Source organism: Parapedobacter koreensis, from assembly GCF_900109365.1.
GTDB lineage: Bacteria > Bacteroidota > Bacteroidia > Sphingobacteriales > Sphingobacteriaceae > Parapedobacter > Parapedobacter koreensis.
Map to the genome: position 1 here is coordinate 676,063 of NZ_FNZR01000003.1, position 18,051 is coordinate 694,113.

15 protein-coding genes and 1 tRNA gene are annotated in these 18,051 nt (G+C 47.0%); 12 read left to right on the forward strand and 4 right to left on the reverse strand.

Going from position 1 to position 18,051, the window contains the following annotated elements:
* The first annotated feature begins 1 nt into the window (after position 1).
* Both moaCB and BMW65_RS10725 read left to right on the forward strand, forming a co-directional pair.
* On the forward strand, positions 2 to 910 hold the full coding sequence (gene moaCB, locus BMW65_RS10720; protein WP_090605206.1) for a bifunctional molybdenum cofactor biosynthesis protein MoaC/MoaB: 909 nt from the start codon (positions 2 to 4) through the stop codon (positions 908 to 910).
* A gap of 69 nt (positions 911 to 979) precedes the next feature.
* Positions 980 to 1,070, forward strand: a tRNA-Ser gene (locus BMW65_RS10725).
* Positions 1,071 to 1,265: 195 nt separating this feature from the next.
* Here the strand turns inward: BMW65_RS10725 and BMW65_RS10730 are convergent.
* Together BMW65_RS10730 and BMW65_RS10735 are read right to left on the reverse strand one after the other, a co-directional pair.
* Positions 1,266 to 1,628 carry a VOC family protein gene (locus BMW65_RS10730; RefSeq protein WP_090605207.1) on the reverse strand — a complete coding sequence of 121 codons (363 nt, stop codon included), beginning with the start codon at positions 1,626 to 1,628 and terminating at the stop codon, positions 1,266 to 1,268.
* A 68-nt stretch (positions 1,629 to 1,696) separates the two neighbouring features.
* The gene (locus BMW65_RS10735) at positions 1,697 to 2,434 is read right to left on the reverse strand and encodes a helix-turn-helix domain-containing protein (RefSeq protein ID WP_090605209.1); all 738 of its coding nucleotides are present in this window, start codon (positions 2,432 to 2,434) and stop codon (positions 1,697 to 1,699) included.
* A gap of 219 nt (positions 2,435 to 2,653) precedes the next feature.
* Between BMW65_RS10735 and BMW65_RS10740 the strand changes: the two genes are divergently transcribed.
* The 9 genes from BMW65_RS10740 to BMW65_RS10785 all read left to right on the forward strand — a co-directional run bounded on the left by BMW65_RS10740 (position 2,654) and on the right by BMW65_RS10785 (position 13,509).
* On the forward strand, positions 2,654 to 3,706 hold the full coding sequence (locus BMW65_RS10740) for an alpha/beta hydrolase (protein WP_090605210.1): 1,053 nt from the start codon (positions 2,654 to 2,656) through the stop codon (positions 3,704 to 3,706).
* A gap of 140 nt (positions 3,707 to 3,846) precedes the next feature.
* A complete protein-coding gene (locus BMW65_RS10745) occupies positions 3,847 to 4,038 on the forward strand; it encodes a hypothetical protein (protein WP_090605211.1) in 192 nt (63 codons plus the stop codon).
* 289 nt (positions 4,039 to 4,327) lie between these two features.
* The gene (locus tag BMW65_RS10755; protein WP_177181082.1) at positions 4,328 to 4,912 is read left to right on the forward strand and encodes an RNA polymerase sigma factor; all 585 of its coding nucleotides are present in this window, start codon (positions 4,328 to 4,330) and stop codon (positions 4,910 to 4,912) included.
* 82 nt (positions 4,913 to 4,994) lie between these two features.
* Complete coding sequence (locus tag BMW65_RS10760) at positions 4,995 to 6,212, forward strand: FecR family protein (RefSeq protein ID WP_090605216.1); 1,218 nt, start codon at positions 4,995 to 4,997, stop codon at positions 6,210 to 6,212.
* A 279-nt stretch (positions 6,213 to 6,491) separates the two neighbouring features.
* The gene (locus BMW65_RS10765; RefSeq protein WP_177181083.1) at positions 6,492 to 9,278 is read left to right on the forward strand and encodes a SusC/RagA family TonB-linked outer membrane protein; all 2,787 of its coding nucleotides are present in this window, start codon (positions 6,492 to 6,494) and stop codon (positions 9,276 to 9,278) included.
* Between the two features lie 18 nt (positions 9,279 to 9,296).
* Entirely contained in the window at positions 9,297 to 9,821 is a 525-nt protein-coding gene (locus BMW65_RS10770; protein ID WP_090605219.1) for a hypothetical protein, read from the forward strand.
* A 17-nt stretch (positions 9,822 to 9,838) separates the two neighbouring features.
* Positions 9,839 to 11,395, forward strand: a complete 1,557-nt coding sequence (locus BMW65_RS10775; protein ID WP_090605220.1) for a RagB/SusD family nutrient uptake outer membrane protein — start codon at positions 9,839 to 9,841, stop codon at positions 11,393 to 11,395.
* 9 nt (positions 11,396 to 11,404) lie between these two features.
* Complete coding sequence (locus tag BMW65_RS10780; protein WP_090605222.1) at positions 11,405 to 12,112, forward strand: 3-keto-disaccharide hydrolase; 708 nt, start codon at positions 11,405 to 11,407, stop codon at positions 12,110 to 12,112.
* 5 nt (positions 12,113 to 12,117) lie between these two features.
* Positions 12,118 to 13,509, forward strand: a complete 1,392-nt coding sequence (locus BMW65_RS10785; protein WP_218145385.1) for a glycoside hydrolase family 140 protein — start codon at positions 12,118 to 12,120, stop codon at positions 13,507 to 13,509.
* Positions 13,510 to 13,626: 117 nt separating this feature from the next.
* On the opposite strand, the gene BMW65_RS10790 is transcribed toward BMW65_RS10785, so the two are convergent.
* Positions 13,627 to 14,454, reverse strand: coding sequence for a DUF4249 domain-containing protein (locus tag BMW65_RS10790; protein ID WP_177181084.1), 828 nt, complete (start codon positions 14,452 to 14,454; stop codon positions 13,627 to 13,629).
* Between the two features lie 13 nt (positions 14,455 to 14,467).
* Positions 14,468 to 16,789 carry a TonB-dependent receptor gene (locus tag BMW65_RS10795; RefSeq protein WP_090605227.1) on the reverse strand — a complete coding sequence of 774 codons (2,322 nt, stop codon included), beginning with the start codon at positions 16,787 to 16,789 and terminating at the stop codon, positions 14,468 to 14,470.
* 75 nt (positions 16,790 to 16,864) lie between these two features.
* Between BMW65_RS10795 and BMW65_RS10800 the strand changes: the two genes are divergently transcribed.
* On the forward strand, positions 16,865 to 17,947 hold the full coding sequence (locus BMW65_RS10800) for a DNA alkylation repair protein (RefSeq protein ID WP_090605228.1): 1,083 nt from the start codon (positions 16,865 to 16,867) through the stop codon (positions 17,945 to 17,947).
* Positions 17,948 to 18,051 lie beyond the last annotated feature (104 nt).

The window sequence follows — 18,051 nt, forward strand, 5'->3', positions numbered from 1 at the left end:
CATGGTAGACATTACACATAAAACGGTGACCCTCCGCCAGGCCGTTGCATTGGCATCGGTAGAAGCTTCAAGTGAGGAAACGATACAGGCGATAGTAGCGCGAAGGGTACCAAAGGGTGACGTATTTGAATTTTCGCGGGCGGCGGGTCTATTAGCCATCAAGAAGACCAGTGATGTGGTTCCCGATTGCCATCCATTGCCCATTGAATATGCAGCCATCACCTATGGCGTGGAAGGCCTGCGTATCAATATCCGTGTCGAAGTGCAGACGATTTACAAGACAGGAGTGGAAGTGGAAGCCATGCATGGTGCAATGATTGCAGCACTTACCCTCTATGATATGCTCAAGCCTATTGATAAGCATTTGGAAATCAATTCAGTGAAGCTTGAAAGCAAAAAAGGAGGCAAGTCGGATAATAAGCCTACGGTGGTACCCGGTTTTAAATGTGCGGTGGTGGTCTGTTCGGATCGTGTTTCGGCGGGTATTCAGGCAGATGTATCAGGGAGGTTATTGGTCGATATGCTGGAGCAGCGGGGGATAAACCCCAACGAATTTACCATTGTGCCGGACGAGGTCGCTAAAATTCAGGAAAAGGCAAAAGCCCTGCATGGGCAGGGATATGATTTGGTGCTTTTCAGTGGGGGGACAGGGCTATCCATTCGTGATGTCACTCCTGAAGCTATTAAGCCTTTGCTTGATCAAGAGATACTCGGCGTGATGGAGGCGGCGCGGGCGTACGGCCAGCAGCGTACACCAATGGCCATGCTATCCCGGGGAGTGGCCGGATTCATGGGAAACACCTTGATCATAACATTACCCGGTTCTCCGAACGGCGTGCGAGAAACGATGGATGTCCTATTTCCGGCAATCCTGCATGTGTTCAACATACGGGGTGGAGCGGGGCACTAAAATATCTCACCATTCCTTGTTGCGATATAAGGAAAAACTTTTATTTTTGCAGCCCCAATAGCATAGCACGGAGAGGTGTCAGAGTGGTCGAACGAGCACGCCTGGAAAGTGTGTATACGTGTTGAGCGTATCGAGGGTTCGAATCCCTCCCTCTCCGCCACCCAAAATGAAGCCCGACGGAAGTCGGGTTTTGTTGTTTTTAAGGCATGCCAACGAGACCAGAGTTAATCATCAGCCTGCTCATTGTTGGCGCCCGGAGGGGTTGTAAACGGCATATACAGCACCTCCCGGTTTCCACAATGGCCTGCAGGCGATCATTAACTTCCGCATTATGCTTTTAGCACTTTTTGTTTGCTTATTTTGACCAAACAGCAAGTTCATAGCCGTCCAAATCTGTGAATTGAAAGCGTTTCCCTCCGGGAAAATTGAAGGTATCTTTTACAATAGTACCTCCAGCGCTTATCACTTTATCTTTGCTCGCTTCAATATCTTCTGAATAGAGAATGACTAAGATACTTCCATTAATCGGTTCCCCATAGGTAAAGCCTCCATCAACATAGTCGCCTTCAAATGCAGTGTATTCTTGTCCATAATCTGTAAACTTCCAACTAAAACATTTCGCATAAAAATCCTTGGCTCGGACAATGTCCTTTGAAAGAAATTCAATGTATTGCACTTGTTCATGTTTTAGCTTTTTTTGCTGGTCAATTGTAGCCATGATATCATTTATTTTTTTACAAATTTACAGGTCTACCATCAATCCGACTTTGGAAAAATGCGACAAAATCAAAAAAGGGAAGGAGAGGTTCCCGTATATCGTTTTATAGCATTGGTCAGGTGGGCGTGATCGTAATAACCGCAGTCAACAGCGATGTCCAGTAGGCTTTGCTGTTGTTTATTGCGTTTAATTTTTGAAAGAGCTGTTTTGAAACGCACGATGTTAACAAACTCTTTTGGACTCACGCCAATATATTGTTTGAAACTTCTTTCCAGTTGCCTTACGGTGGTATGATTTCTTTTTGCCAATGAATCAATACTGATTTGGCCGCCAGCTGTTTGAACGTCCCTTATCACGTTGGATAGGTTATGTCTGGTGTCACTCAGCCTGTTCAGAAAATAAGCGTTGAGATAGGGAATGGGGTGCCGTTTTATTTTATGAATGTCAGGCGAAATGGATTGCGTAAATTCGATGGTCTTGTCGGTGATTTCATCCATGGAGACATAATTGCCATAAAATGACGAAAAGGCCGCAGGTTTGAAGCGGATTCCCAAAAGTCTATTCGATGTGCTCACAAAGGTTTCTTTAAAGGTGGTCATTGTCCCGACCAAATAAGCTTTTTCTGGATGCATGGTTACGATTCCATCATCCGCCTTGTATTCTTCCCCTAAGTTAACAATCAAATCAACGCAACCGTCTGGCAATATGATTTCTTTATCACATTGCTTCCCGACACCTTCTACCGTCCAAAAAGCATCGATGAAGTCTAGCAAATCGGGATGAGGTTTTACTTGGTTATAAATCATTGCTTTTCTTTAGTCAGTTGTTTTCTGCAAGAAACGATACTGGTCGCTTGCAGAACAAAAATACGTATTTAATTCAGTGCTGCCTAAACGTTTTCCGCCGATTTAGGAGCGCTGTTGGGCAGATAAAATAATGAAGTAACGGTATTAACAAAAAATCGGCTAAAAGGAATGGCAGTAAAAGAGTAAATTTAACCACGAATAGCCATAAAAATAGATCGTATGAAAAATTCGCAAACCCCGGCAAATAGGCAGCGGAAAAGCTCGCGGCTGAAGAAAATTTTTATCCGAACAGGTATAGCGGCAATTGGTATATTTCTTTTGGTTTTTCTGGCATTTAAGTTCTCGCCTTGGCCATCAAGCCTATTGATTCGGTATGCCTTTACAAAAGGGGCGGTCAAAGCAAGTGACGCCCTGGCAAAACATGTCCCTGACGGAATTTCGCAAATCCTTGAGCAGCAATATGACGCAAAAGACAAGGATGCTTTTCTGGACGTATATTATCCATCGGCAATAGCAAATACCGAGCGGCAATTGCCAGTTATTGTATGGATACATGGCGGAGGCTGGGTGTCAGGGCGTAAAGAAGATATAGCGAATTACTGCAAAATATTAGCCGGCAAAGGCTACACCACTGTATCTGTAGATTATTCCATTGCTCCCGAAAAACAATACCCAACACCGCTTAAACAAATCAATATCGCACTGGCTTATATGGTAGCGAATGCAAAACGCCTGCATATTGATACAACACATTTTTTCCTTGCTGGCGATTCGGGAGGTGCGCATATTGCCGCGCAGACAGGCAGTATAATAAGCAACAGCGATTATGCGCGATTACTGAATATCATGCCCGGCATTAAGCTTTCCCAGCTTTCGGGACTCATTTTGTACTGCGGGCCCTATGATGCGGAGCATATCAATTTGAATGGCGGTTTTGGGTCGTTCCTTAGGAGTATATTGTGGGCTTATATGGGTAAGAAAGATTTTACCAAAACTCCGCTCTTTAAAACTTTTTCCGTGATCAATTATATTGACAGTAATTTTCCGCCCTCTTTTATTTCAGCAGGCAACGGTGATCCGCTGCACACGCAATCGGAAACATTGGCGAGAAAGCTGGCCTTATTAAATGTTCAGGTAGATACGCTCTTTTTTGCTCCGGATTACGTACCTTCTTTACCGCATGAGTATCAGTTTAATATGGATATAGATGCTGGTAAGGAGGCATTGTCTCAATCACTTGTGTTTCTTGACAAGGTATTGTATAACCAATAAGGGAACGGGAAACAAACGGACAATAAGGGGAAAGTGTTGCGTTTTCGTAAAGATTCTCAACAAGCCGCCAAACAAGCAAATTTAAACTCCCTTTTGATGAATTCGTTGCTTATCTAAATAATATTCAAAAACTTTGTATCATGGCTTTATTAACCATCAAGGTTCCGCAAAATGCTAAATCCCGCATCACTGAGTTCGTGAAGGAACTTGGTGGTGAGGTTCTTTCCGTAAAAAGGGAGTCATCAGACGCCAAGAAGGAAGTGCTGTTGAAGGGAATTGAACAAGGCCTTAGCGAGGTAAGGCAGATACGTGCGGGAAAAACCAAATTCTAAACCATGGCTGACCTACTACGTGAAGAGCAATAAAATACACCTAACGCCCTACTTTTACAAAAAAGCAAAACGGCTGCTGAAAAAATACAAGACGCAAGAGGAATTTGCATTTTTGATAGGGCGGGATGTAGCAGAACCTGGCTTGCCTGGCGCGGGAGAAAGGTGGACCTGCCAGTCCGCTTGAGGATTGACCTGCCCAATAAGGAAATAAATGTGTGCCGCATTTAACAAATCGACCTGCAAATTTGGATTTTTCCATACCTTTACGTTCCTAAAACGGCTGAAAATCATGGAAACGCTGAAAAACCTAACGGATCAGGAGTTGGTTGGTTTGCTAAACCAGAACAGCGAGCCTGCGTATACCGAACTGTACCACCGGTATTGGTCCAGCTTGTATAGCAGTGTTTACAACCGCATCCGTGACCGCGAAATCTGCCAAGATATCGTACAGGAAGTGTTTTTGGATGTCTGGCGGCGTCGGGATGAACTCCGTGCGGATAGCCTGTCAGCTTACCTGCATACCTCGGCCCGTTTTCTGGCTTACAGGCGCTTGGCGAGGCAGTCGCATCGGGCACCCTATTACGAAACGTTCGAGCAGACGCTCCTATCCAGCCTGTTTGCGGACAACACCTTACTTGAGGGCGAACTTCGGCAATTATTGGATCGGTGGATTGCCGCCCTTCCCGATAAACGCCGCCGTATCTTTTTGCTTCACTTTGCCGATAACCTACCTACCGACAAGATCGCCGAGCAGCTCGGATTATCGCGCAAGACCGTGCAAAACCAGCTGACTACAGCCTATGCTGAACTCCGCGCTAAGTATGCCCATTACCTTGCCCTGCTTTGCACGCTGACGCTGTGGAAAGGATGGTGAAATTTTTTTTTGGTTTCTTTTGGGATTTTTTTCGGGTTGTGTCACATACACCATAGCGGCGCGGTATAAGCCCCATTAATGGATGGAAAGACTCAACATTGGTAAACAACTAAGGCGAATGGTCAGACGGTATGTCAAGGGCCGGGCTACGCCGCAGGAAAGTGACTTCCTGGATGCCTGGGACCATTACCTCGATACCCACCACGATGCGTTCGCGCGTCTGCCCCAACAAGAGCGTGATGCTATCCAAGATACCATATTGGATGAACTGAAATCAGTGATCCACACTTCCAAGCCCCGTCAAACCACTATTTATCGCTGGGCTCCGTATGCCGCCGCCATGCTCATCGCCGTGACTGCCGCTACATGGATTTTCTTCGGTGACGCTATTGTCCACTATAAAGCGACCATCGTCAACGCGGAAGATATCGTGCCAGGCACGAACCGTGCTACGCTCACACTGGCCGATGGCCGGACGATTGATTTGAGCGAAACGCAAACAGGAATTATCATCGACGAAGGGATTACTTATGCGGATGGCACGGATTTGACTTCTGGGGATGGAAAATCTGCAGAAATCGCAAAGCTATCGGCTGAAATCGTAAATGAGCTCGTACTTACTACCCCAAAGGGAGGTACGTATCAAGTCACCCTTCCCGATGGCAGTCGCGTCTGGCTCAACGCCAGTAGTGCGCTCAAATACCCATCCCGATTCTCGGGAAAGGAAAGGGTGGTGTTTTTGGAGGGCGAAGCTTACTTCGATATTAAGTCTATGCCGCTCCCGGCAGGATTGCCCGCGCCGATTGGTCGGGAGGGCATAGGGAGGTTGCCATTTAAAGTAATTACGAATAACCAAACAATCGAAGTCCTTGGCACCGAGTTCAACATTTCCGCTTACGCTGAAGACGCTGATACGAAGACAACCCTTGTAGAAGGATCGGTGCAGCTATCCCCACTTGGCGGGGGCAGGGTAGTGACCCTCTCTCCAGGCCAACAAGCCATTACTCGCGGATCGGCTATCGAAACCAAACGAGTGGATACCGAACCCTACACCGCCTGGAAAGACGGATTTTTCTATTTCGATCGGTTGCCCACGCAGGCTGCTATTGCACAATTGGCGCGATGGTATGATCTTGATGTCATATATGAGGGAAAACTGGCAGACGTGAATATGTTTGCCTATATCGAACGGAACAAGCCGTTAAGTGCCGTGCTCAAAGCGCTGGAAAAAAGCGGGTTGAAATTTAGGGTGAGCCAGTCCGGCAAACGGAACCAATTAATTGTTTTGGGAGAACAATAAGCTATTGAACCAAATTTTGATAACCAATATTGTAAACACTAAAGAGGAACAAGAATGATGAAAACGTAACGACTTACCAAACACAGTTAATGCTATCCACGCAAAAAAACGGATGATGCTGATCACATCACCCGCTTAGTTTGTCTGGATCTGATATCCGGCAGTTGTTTGAAAGCGAGCCGAAAACCAATTAGTTAACCATCCAAACAGGACAAATATATGATATTTACACGATGTGTAAAGGCCCGTTATTGGCCTTCTGACCAATTATTACTGATTATGAAGTTAGCGATTTTCTTAACTTTTGCATTTGCATTCCATGCCATAGCGGAAAGCAAAGCGCAAAAGATTACGCTTAGCGCAAGAAACATCAGCCTTCGCGAGGCGATGAAAGAAATTCAGAAACAACAAGGGTATTCTTTTTTATTTCGGGGCGATGATATTGCGGACACACGCGTTGATGTCCAATTGATCGAGGTGGATTTTGCCGATGCAATGCGCCAGATCTTGGATAAACGGGGTCTTGACTGGTCATTGGAGGACGGGATTGTCACCATCATGGCAAAGTCTTTACCTCGATCTGATCAGTTTGCCTCGCCCCATTCATTGCCGCAATTACAACGTACCATTACTGGCCAGGTTACAGACGAACAGGGTAGTTTGCTGGCTGGGGTGACTGTGACAGTGAAGGGGACACCAGTGGCTGTTACGACAGACGATTCCGGTCATTACCAAGTAGCTATTCCAACCAACGGAAATACGCTGGTATTTACCATGGTAGGCTTCGAGACTTTGGAGCGGTCAATAGTGGATCAAACCGTGATTGATGTTTCAATGAGCGCATCAATAAGTGACTTGGATGAAGTGGTGGTGGTGGGCTATGGTACGCAACGTAAAGGTGATCTTACAGGTTCGATTTCCTCCGTAACCGCCAAGGAACTGGGCGATAGGGTAGCGACCGATTTGGGTTCGCTGCTGCAAGGGAAAGTGCCGGGGCTGGATGTGTCGCAGGGTGCCATCCGGGTCCGTGGCGTTACCACGCTCAACAATAGTAATCCGCTTATTATTGTAGACGGCATTTGGGGTGGGGCCTATAATCCGAATAATGTTGAACGCATAGAAGTATTGAAAGATGCATCATCAACTGCTATATATGGCGCCAGGGGTGCCAATGGTGTTATCCTTATCACAACTAAAAGTGGCCATCCGGGTCAGTTAAACGTGACAGCAAATGTATTTAACGGACTTAACTTTTTCCCCAAGAAATGGGATTTGTTAAATGCAAGCCAATACGTCGATTTTGCCTCCGATGCTGTGCTGAATTCAGGGGGAACATTACCGGAGAACCTAACGAATCCTGAATCGCGGATTGACGTGACAGACTGGCAAGATGAAATGTATAAAACCGGTCATCAGGTCGAAGTCAATCTGGGATTCTCCGGAGGGACAGAGAAAGGCATATATGCGTTATTTGCCGGCTATCGGCACAACGATGGAATCATGCTTGGAAGCGAAGCTTCCAACAATTTTTTCCTGCAAGGCAAAAACGAGTTCAGATTGACCAAGTGGTTTAAAGGCGGACTGAATTTGTCCATTGATTATGGAAGGTTTAAGTCCGGTTGGGTCTTTGGTAGCGAGATATATCAAGGGTTACCTTATATTCCGGTGTATGATCCCGACAATTCGAACGGGTTGGGATACGGTGATTCCAACACACAGCTTGATGGGACGAACAGCTCCAATGCTGTTGCCTTCGCCAATTTTCATCAAAACGACCGCAACTACATCAATGTACAGCCCGCATTATGGGCCGAAGTTTCGCCTATTAAAGGATTGGTTTATCGGTTTCAAGCCTCGGCAGGTATCAACTATGGTGAAGGCTCGCAGTGGAACCCCGATTATGTAATGGGTGGTGGGGTGCAGTCATTTACCAGTAAACTAATCAAAGGTAGCTCATACGCACTTTCCCCACTGATCGAAAATACCTTAACGTACGCTACGGTATTGCAAAACCACGAGTTTTCCATTATGGCTGGCAATACTTGGCAGAATTTGGGATCAAACGGTGGTTTGGAAGCAGTTGGGTCATTATACGACAATTACAATGTCAAAAATCTATTGTATGCCACGACTGCCCAAATTACACAGCATACCTACAACAAATGGGCTTACCTGTCTTACTTTGGCCGTCTTAACTATCAATTGAACAACAAATACCTATTTACGGTCAATATGCGTGCGGACGGCTCCCCGAAATTTGCCCCTGTAAACCGCTGGGGCTATTTCCCTTCCGTAGCTGTTGGCTGGAAAATGCACGAGGAGGAATGGTTTAAACAGCTTGCCATATTTGATCAGTTTAAACTTCGGGCCAGCTGGGGCCGTTCGGGTAATGATGCAATCGGTGATTTCATGTACCTTTCCAAGGTGTGGAATAACAATGTCGTCTACCCGCTTGGGGTCAATGGCGACCGGGCTACGGGTGCAACCGTTATTACCAATTCAGCAGGGGACATCAAATGGGAAACTACAGAATCAGTTTCGGCAGGTCTGGATGTTGTACTACTGAAGGGAAAGCTGAGTGCTACTGCCGAATATTTTGACAAGGATACGCGTGATATCCTGTTCAGTGTACCACGTCCCCCGTCAATGGGTTACGGTGGCAATAACGATTCCGGAGACCCGGTTGTTAATGCAGCCAGTGTCAATAATACCGGTCTTGAGTTTAATGTCGGCTATCAGGACCAAGTCAATGCCTTTAGGTATGACATTAGCGCCAATTATACCTACGTACATAATAAAGTAGTTTCATTGGGTGCTGGCCAACCCTATATGTATAGTTCAGATTATGCCGGTGGGGGAAGCCAAGCTTATGCGCGAACCGATATCGGCTATTCCATCGGTTATTTTTATGGTTTTCAGGCCGATGGCATCTTTATGAATCAAGAAGAATTGGACGTGGCTAACCAGCTCGCACAATCAAAAGGCCAGGCTTATTTCCAGGGGTCAGAGACAAGGCCCGGAGATGTACGGTATAAAGACCTGGACGGGGACGGCGTGATCTCATGAGACAATGACCGCACGCATTTGGGAAATTCCATCCCGGCGCATTACTTTGGCCTTAATCTCCAGGTTAGTTACGGTGCTTTTGACTTCAGCGCCAATCTGCAGGGAATAGCCGGAGCTTACCTATTTAATGGCTTTTACCGCTTACGCACCGGCTCGGGGCTGGGCAACAAAGATGCGTATATACTGAATCGTTGGCGAAGCGAGGCCGAACCGGGTAATGGAATACAGCCAAGGGCTGTGATCGGAGATCCTGCACAAAATAACCGGCCTTCCACACTGATGCTGGAAAAAAGCGACTACCTCAAAGTGCGACAGCTGTCTGTGGGCTATTTATTCCCCGAAAAACTCACGGCTAAATGGGGCATTCCAACGTTGCGGATATATTGTAGTACAAACAACTTGTTTACGTTTACCAAATACAGCCAGGGGTTCGATCCCGATATTGCCGGTTATAACAACAACAACTTAGCCAGGGGCATAGACGACCTGGCCACCACGCCCAACCCCCGATCAGTGGTGCTTGGACTTAAATTGAATCTATAACGCTATACATTAAGAAGATGAAACGCTTTGCAAACAGCATTATCATAGGGGTACTTATCACCATTGTCGTTCAATCGTGTTCCAACAGTATATTGGACTACAACGATCCGAATAATTACGATACGAATTCCTATTTCAACACGCCGTCACAGATCAGGGAGGCATCTACGGCTATCTATTCTGGGTTGTTCTTCGATCGGATGATGGGGTGGCGGTGGCCGGAAATGTTTGACGTATTGGCCAACGAGGCCAATGCCCAACCGCCGGCACGTACGAACGAGGCCAATATCATCGCTTTCCTGCAATACCAGTTCAATGGCAACAACGATTGTATATCTGGATACTGGAAGATGCTATACCGCATAATTTTACGGGCTAACCTTACCATCTATAAGGGCAATGAGTACCTTGAAAAACATCAGGATGACAATGCCATGGTAAAAGAGTCGATTGGCGAGGCCTATTTTCTGCGGGGATGGGCCTATACACAGTTGGCATTCTATTGGGGAAGGGTTCCCTTGCGGACAAGCTATGATCAGACAGGTAATGAAGATGCCAAACGGACAGACACGGAGGAAGAAGTCTGGGCCGTGGCTGAAGCCGATTTTAAACAAGCTCAAAACCTGTTGCCTCCTTCATGGGATGATAATAACCGCGGACGGGCTACTTCCGGAGCTGCTACGGGATTTTTAGGCAAACTTTATCTGTACACAAAAAAATATGAGGAGGCAGAAGCTGAATTTAGTAAGATGAACAACTACGCCCTTGTTCCGGCAGACAAATGGTCGGGAATGTTCGGTGAAACCGAAGAAAATGGTCCCGAAAGCATTTTCGAAATACAGTTCCAGTTTTGGAAAGGCGTTTCCAATACGACGGGAACATTTAACAACCCCGAAGGCAACCCACTGTACGGCAGGGAAAATTGCCATCAACAGCTGTACGGATGGAATGATTGGAACAACTGGTATTTTCCCGAAAGGCGGGTTATTGACTTCAGGTACAACGATGAATCAGATGCTGCTTACGTAGACCCAAGGGCAAAACTCACCTTTTACGGTGGAGGTATAGGCGACGATGTTTGGTGCGAAAACTGCACATCGGGGCCCAAGCCATTCACCCTGGCTGACGCATATTACAGAAAGTACCTTAATAAGGAATTTAAAGAGACGGAAAATACGGCGGAGAGTTCCAATAACCTTATCCTAATGCGCTATGCCGATGTGCTGCTAATGCGTGCGGAATGCGCGTTGAAAGGTGCCGCGCCAAACGTACAAAAAGCAATCGCCTTTATCAATGAGGTAAGAATCAGGATTGGGGCATTCCCCTATGAAAAAAACTATACTGTCGATCAGGCATTCGAGTTGTTGAAAAGAGAGCGCCAGCTTGAATTCATGGGGGAAGCTCAACGTTTTAACGATTTAAAACGATGGGGGATACTCAAAGAAACGATGGATCCGGAAATGGCGGCACTCGGAGTTTCTCCAATCGATCCCAAGTATTATTACTTTCCGATTCCCCAGGTGGAGATTGATAATAATTTCAAATTGGGAACAGTTGATAATGATTGGAATTAGACTCGAAATATGAAGAATATCGCTAATTTTTTAGTTGCTTTATTCCTCTTGTCTATAACGTGGAATAAAGCTCAATCGCAAGAAATACCACGGAGGGTGACTCCTGCGGTTGGAACAAAGCCGCCTTCGGATGCCATAGTTTTGTTCGATGGACGTGATTTTTCACAGTGGGAAAGCGAAAATTCAGGCAACATCACCTGGGATCTGCGCAGGAGAACGATGGTCGTCAAAGAAGGGGCGGGCAACATTCAAACCAAGGCTGCCTTCGGCGATTGTCAATTGCACATTGAATGGCGCACTCCAACCAAGGTGGAAGGCGAGGGGCAGGGCCGGGGAAACAGCGGTATTTTTTTTCAATCGCGCTATGAGCTTCAGGTCTTAGATAGCTATGACAACCCTACGTACTCAGACGGACAGGCCGGAAGTATCTATACCCAATCTCCTCCATGGGTCAATGCCTCGCGTAAGCCCGGGGAATGGCAATGTTATGATGTCGTATTTATCGCACCAAGATTTAATGATGAAGGTCTGTTGGAGTCGCCGGCGCGTATAACCGTTTTCCATAATGGCATCGTGGTGCAGCATGATTTTGAAATAAAAGGCAGCACATACGATAGAGACGCCCATTATGAAGTGCATGGTAAAGCGCCATTAACCCTTCAGGATCATGGAAACCCAGTAAGTTATCGAAACATATGGATAAGAACATTAGAGTAATACGTGTGATAGTAAGTTTGCTTTTGGTTGGAATGGGCGTTTCCCAAGTCACATATGCTCAAAATCAGATTAAGAAAGAGCGATTGAAGGTTTCTCCAAATGGACGGTTTTTAGTGTATCAGGACGGTTCTCCCTTTTTCTGGTTGGGCGATACTGCTTGGGAATTGATCCACCGGCTGGATAGTGCCGAAGTAATCCAATATTTGGATAACCGGAAGGCTAAAGGCTTCAACGTCATCCAGGCGGTGATCCTTGCAGAGCTGGACGGGCTGCATACCCCGAATGCAAACGGAGACCTGCCGCTTGTGGAAGATGATCCGTCGCAGCCCAATGAGGCTTATTTTGGGTATGTAGACTGGATTGTCGATCAAGCAGGCAGCAGGGGCATTTACATGGCCTTGCTGCCCACCTGGGGGGATAAACTCATGAAATTGGGGTGGGGTATCGGGCCGGAGATTTTTAATGAGCAGCTTGCCGAAGTATATGGGGAATATCTTGGCAGGCGTTATCGGAAAAAATGGAATGTCATTTGGATCAACGGTGGCGACCGCAATCCTTCCAGTGCGGCGCACGAAAATGTATGGCGATCACTGGCTATGGGTATCGTGAAGGGGGCAGGTGGGTATGACGATGCATTGATAAGTTTTCATCCACAACCGGCAGATCCGGGAGGCTCTTCCAATTGGTTCCATAATGACGATTGGCTTGACTTCAACATGCACCAAACCGGCCATTGCAACGACGGGACACCATACCTTAAAATAGCCTATGACTATGGGTTGACACCCATCAAACCCACGCTTGATGGAGAACCGCTTTATGAAGAACACCCGCTATGCGGCGATCCCGAGAAATATGGTTTTTCAGGCGCCTATCAAATCCGGAAGAAGGCCTATTGGGATGTTTTTTATGGCGCATTTGGTCATACATACGGCTGCCATGCCATTTGGCAGATGTATGACCAGGGACGCCAGCCGATTAATTCACCCCAGCACAATTGGAAGGAGTCGCTGGATTTAGAAGGGGCGGGGCAGATGATTCACTTAAAAAAGCTGATGCTTTCCAGGCCTTTTTTGGAACGTATCCCCGACCAAACACTGGTGATAACGCCCAATGCTTTTGATGGCCTGCACGTAAGCGCAACCCGTAGCAAGGATGGAAGTTATGCCATGCTCTATTTCCCGGGCAAAAGGACTGTTGCTGTCAATACCCGATTGCTAAGCGGTACAACGCTTAAGGTATGGTGGTACAATCCACGGACAGGGCAGTGTTTGGCAACCGAGACCATTCCAAGGCACGAGGAATTTATAGCCACGCCGCCAAGTCAACAACCGGACGAAGATTGGGTGCTCATATTGGACGACAGCGATATGAAGTTTAAAGAACCGGGAACTTAGCAATGGCGTGAATACCAAGAACCGTTCTATTCCGCTGACGAAGGAAGAACCCAGGGCAGCACCGGAGAAGTAAGCTGCCTGGTTCTTGGCACAATCGCCCTTTTTCCGTGGTTTCCGTCACGGTACGCGTGTTTCCTGTTGCTGTACGGTATGCGCGCTAAAATAACCCAGCGCCCCGCCTTGAAGGTTGCTCACCGGATTAGCTGGTGCGGCTCCGTTTGGATTGCCCGTGGCGCTGCTCGATAAGCTATAGAAATATTTATATACGGCAGCATCGGTACAAAGCATTTGCACGCGCACGAGATCACCGGATTTAATCTTGTCGTTGCGCGGATCGTCATCCTCTTCGCCATCTCCAAGGTAAAACAAACTGATGGATTGCGAGTTGCCGTCAATCATGTCGTCATCATAGGCAAAGATGTCGCGTTTTTTGATGTCGTTCACGTACAGTACAAAACGGTAGTAATTGCGTTCTCCGGCTGGATCAGAGAAATCAATAGTGGGCAGGTTTTCCATTTCGTCAAATAAAAACTCCTGACGGGTATAGAGGCTATCCATGGAGACTTTTTGCGGCATGTTGGAGCTGGCGCTGAATTGCTCCGTGCCGATTCGCACGGATAGGTGATAGGTGGTGCCGGAGGTGCCTATCAATGCCGGGGCTGTGTAATGTCCGTTTTCGTCCTCCTGTAGGGTATAAGACGTATTGCCATCGCTTATTTCGACGATGGCTCCGCTTACACCAGTCCGGCTATTATCCTCGGCAAAATCCTTGGTGCGGCTCACCCATACCTGGCTGCCACCTTCCTGATCAGTGACCGTGCCTTCGATGACGTATTTTTTCTCGACACCGTCCAACTGGATGTCGATCTCCTTTTCACAGGATACAACCAGCAGGACCAGGCATAGTAAACTTGAACTTCTTTTTAAAAATGGGTAGGTATTCATCAGGTGTTGCTTTTTAGTTAAACTTGAAATTGTAGGATATGGAAGGCACAAAACGGAATAAGGAGATTTGATTGGCGATGGTACGGTTGCCGTCGGCACTGTCTTCAAAGGAGATGACATAGGCATTTTCCCTTCCATAGGCATTATACAGGCTAAAGCTAAGCTCCGAACTCCAGCGTTTTTTCTGCCTGAGCTGCATGGTGGCACCCAAGTCCAGCCGGTGGTAGTCGGGCATGCGATATCCATTGCGTTCGGTATAATAGTAGGCTGTCTCGCCGTCAATGAGGTATTTGCCCGCAGGGAAGGTGACGGCATCGCCGGTATAAAATACCCAGTTTGCCGAAAATGACCATTTTTTGTTGAGCTGGTACATCGCAACTACTGCTACGTCATGCGTACGATCTTGCCGGGCATTGTACCACTGATCATTGTTGATGCCATTGATTTGCCGCTCCGTTTTGGATAGTGTATAGCTGATCCAGCCGGTCAGTTTACCGCTATTTTTCCTCAACAGCCATTCCAGTCCGTATGCCCTGCCTTTGCCAAATAGCAGCTCGCTTTCAACGGCGTTGTTTGACGTAAAGACGTTGGCACCGTCGCGATAGTCGATTTGGTGCTGCAGATCTTTATAATAGGTTTCGACATTGAGTTCATAGCGGCCACCGAATAGATTGCGGTAATAGCCCAGTGCATACTGATCGGCTATTTCGGGCTTGATTACATTCGTGCTTGCCAGCCATTTGTCGGTAGGACTTGCTGTGCTGCTGTTGCTGAGCATATGCAGGTTTTGCACATTGCGTACATAGGATGCTTTGACCGATGACAGTGGGGTAAGCTGGTAGCTGACAGCAAGACGCGGTTCAACATTGAGATAGGTTTTTACAAACTCGTTTTTTTCGTAGGATAAGGTATCCGTCACGTTTCCATTGGCGTCCAGTTGATAGAAATCCCCTTCGCCCAAGATACCGAATGCGCTGAGCCGGACGCCATAAGTCAGCTGCAACCGATCAGTGGCTTTCCAGGTGTTGCTTGCATAAAGCGCGTTGTCCCACGAATAGCGTTGCTGGAGTCTCGTATCATTGAAGCTTGACCCGCCAATGGCGGTTACCTCTCCCGGACGGATACGGTGATAGGCGGATTGGAGGCCAAAGCGCACATTGTTCCGGTTATTCGCAAACCACTGAAACTCCTGCTTGACCTGGTAATCCGTGATGTTGGAGAAAATCTCAAACTCGTCGGCTCCGGTTTTAATGCCGATTTTGTAATCATAGTTGCTGTAAATGAGGGAGGTGTTGGAAAACAGGCGACTGCTAAAAATATGGTTCCAACGCAAGGTCCCGGTTTTATTACCCCAGTCCAGGTTGAATAAATCGCCGGCACCCATGCGATCTTGCCCCAGGTATCCGGATAGGTAAAGCCGATCGTTATTGCCCAGTTGAAAATTAAGCTTGGCATTCAGATCGTAAAAATATAGGGTGTTGTTGTTTATCGAGGAGTCGTTTGACAACTTCAGAAACATATCGGCATAGGTTCTGCGGCCTGATACCAAAAAAGACGATTTACCTTCCTGTATGGGCCCTTCTACATTCAATTTAGCTGATATCAACCCGACGCCACCGCTGATATTGACGTCCTGGTTGTTGCCATCGTTCATCTTGATGTCCAGCACAGACGATAGGCGACCGCCATACTGGGCGGGCATTCCTCCTTTATACACGGTGAGATCCTTAATGGCATCGGCGTTAAACGTAGAAAAGAAACCCAGCAAATGGGACGCGTTATAGACGGTGGCTTCGTCCAGTAAAATCATGTTCTGGTCGGCGCTGCCGCCACGGACAAATAAGCCACTGCCACCATCACCGGCAGATTTGATGCCGGGAAGCAACTGGATGACCTTCAGGGCATCGCGTTCGCCAAGCAGAACGGGCACTTGTTTGACGGTCTGCATGCTCACGCGTTCCGCACCCATTTGAGGGCTCGCTAAATCTTGTTTGCCGGGGTTGGCTGTAATGACCACTTCGTCCAACGATTGAGCGCTTTGTTCGAGGCTGATGTTGATCGTACTGTCCTTGAAAACGGAGATCTTGGCAGTATATGGGCTGAAAGACATGAAATTGACCTGAAAGCGGTGGGAGCCCGCTGGAATACGTAGGGCATAAAACCCATATTCATTGGTACTGGTAGTATAGGTACCATCCACGGAAACGGTTGCACCGATGACGGTTTCGCCATTAACCTTAGATTTTACCGTTCCACTGATGACGACTTGCTGCTGCGCATGGGCACCCGCTGTTTGCAGCAGCAGTAAAGAAAGGAAGAAAGCAATGAATTTCATATTATCTACTGTTTTTTAAGCAGACAACTCAAAGCGGGGTTCCCCTTATTTTGGTGTTTTTTTTATTTTTACACCATGGAACCACTTAAAGAAATGTTCAACCGCGAGTTTTATGTGAATTTTGCACATACGTTTGGTCATGTCGATAAAAACTTTCATGTGGATGCCTTTATCGATGATGTCACCCGCGATATGGATACACTTTCGTTGAATGGCCGGCTGCGCAACACATCGCTGGTACTTAAGCGGCATCTTCCGGAGGATTATAAGCGGGCCATCGCCATCCTTTATGCTGCTGCGCCGTCTTTGCCCACGGGCTACACTGCGCTGGTATTGCCCGATTATGTGGCTTTATATGGAAAACAACATTTCGATTTGTCCATGGAAGCCCTTCAGTATTTTACGACATTGGGGTCGGCAGAATTCGCTATTCGCGAATTTCTCAAAACGGATTTGATTAAAACACTGGATGTCATGCACAAATGGGCCGACGATAGCAACGTCCATGTAAGACGATTAGCCTCCGAAGGGAGTCGACCAAGGCTCCCTTGGTCCTTTAAGTTGGCAGAAATTATTAAACAACCCACGCTTACCCAGGGTATCCTTGAAAAGTTGAACGCCGACGAAGCGCTTTATGTACGGAAATCCGTTGCCAATCACCTGAATGACCATGCGAAGGACAATGCTTCCTATATGCTCAACCTCGTTAATAGTTGGGACAAAACAAACAAACACACGTCATGGATCATCAAACATGCCATTCGGTCGCTTATCAAACGGGGCGACAAAGATGCACTAAAGATCTTCGGTTTTGAACATGAAACATCGGTGAAGCTGCATAGCCTAACAACGGATAAGACCTCCCTGCAATTGGGCGATTCGCTGCATTTCAACTTCGGATTAGGGAGCGAAAGCAAGCAAGCGCAGAAATTAGTCGTTGATTATGCGATTCACTATGTCAAAGCATCCGGCTCCCGTACAAAAAAAGTATATAAGTTGAAGGAAGTAACGCTTGCACCCGGACAAACGCTTCAATTCAACAAAAAACAACAGTTCCAAGACCTGACCACCCGTAAGCATTACGCGGGAGCGCATCTGCTGGAAATCCTTGTCAACGGAAAAGTGATGGGCTGTATAGAATTCGAGTTGAGGGCCTGATCAAGTTTTCACGCTTTTTCGTATGCAGCCTTAAGTGGTGCAATATTGAATGGCTTATTCCGCCAATTTTGGAATCCCTGAAAATTGACGTATCGTTCCTTTGG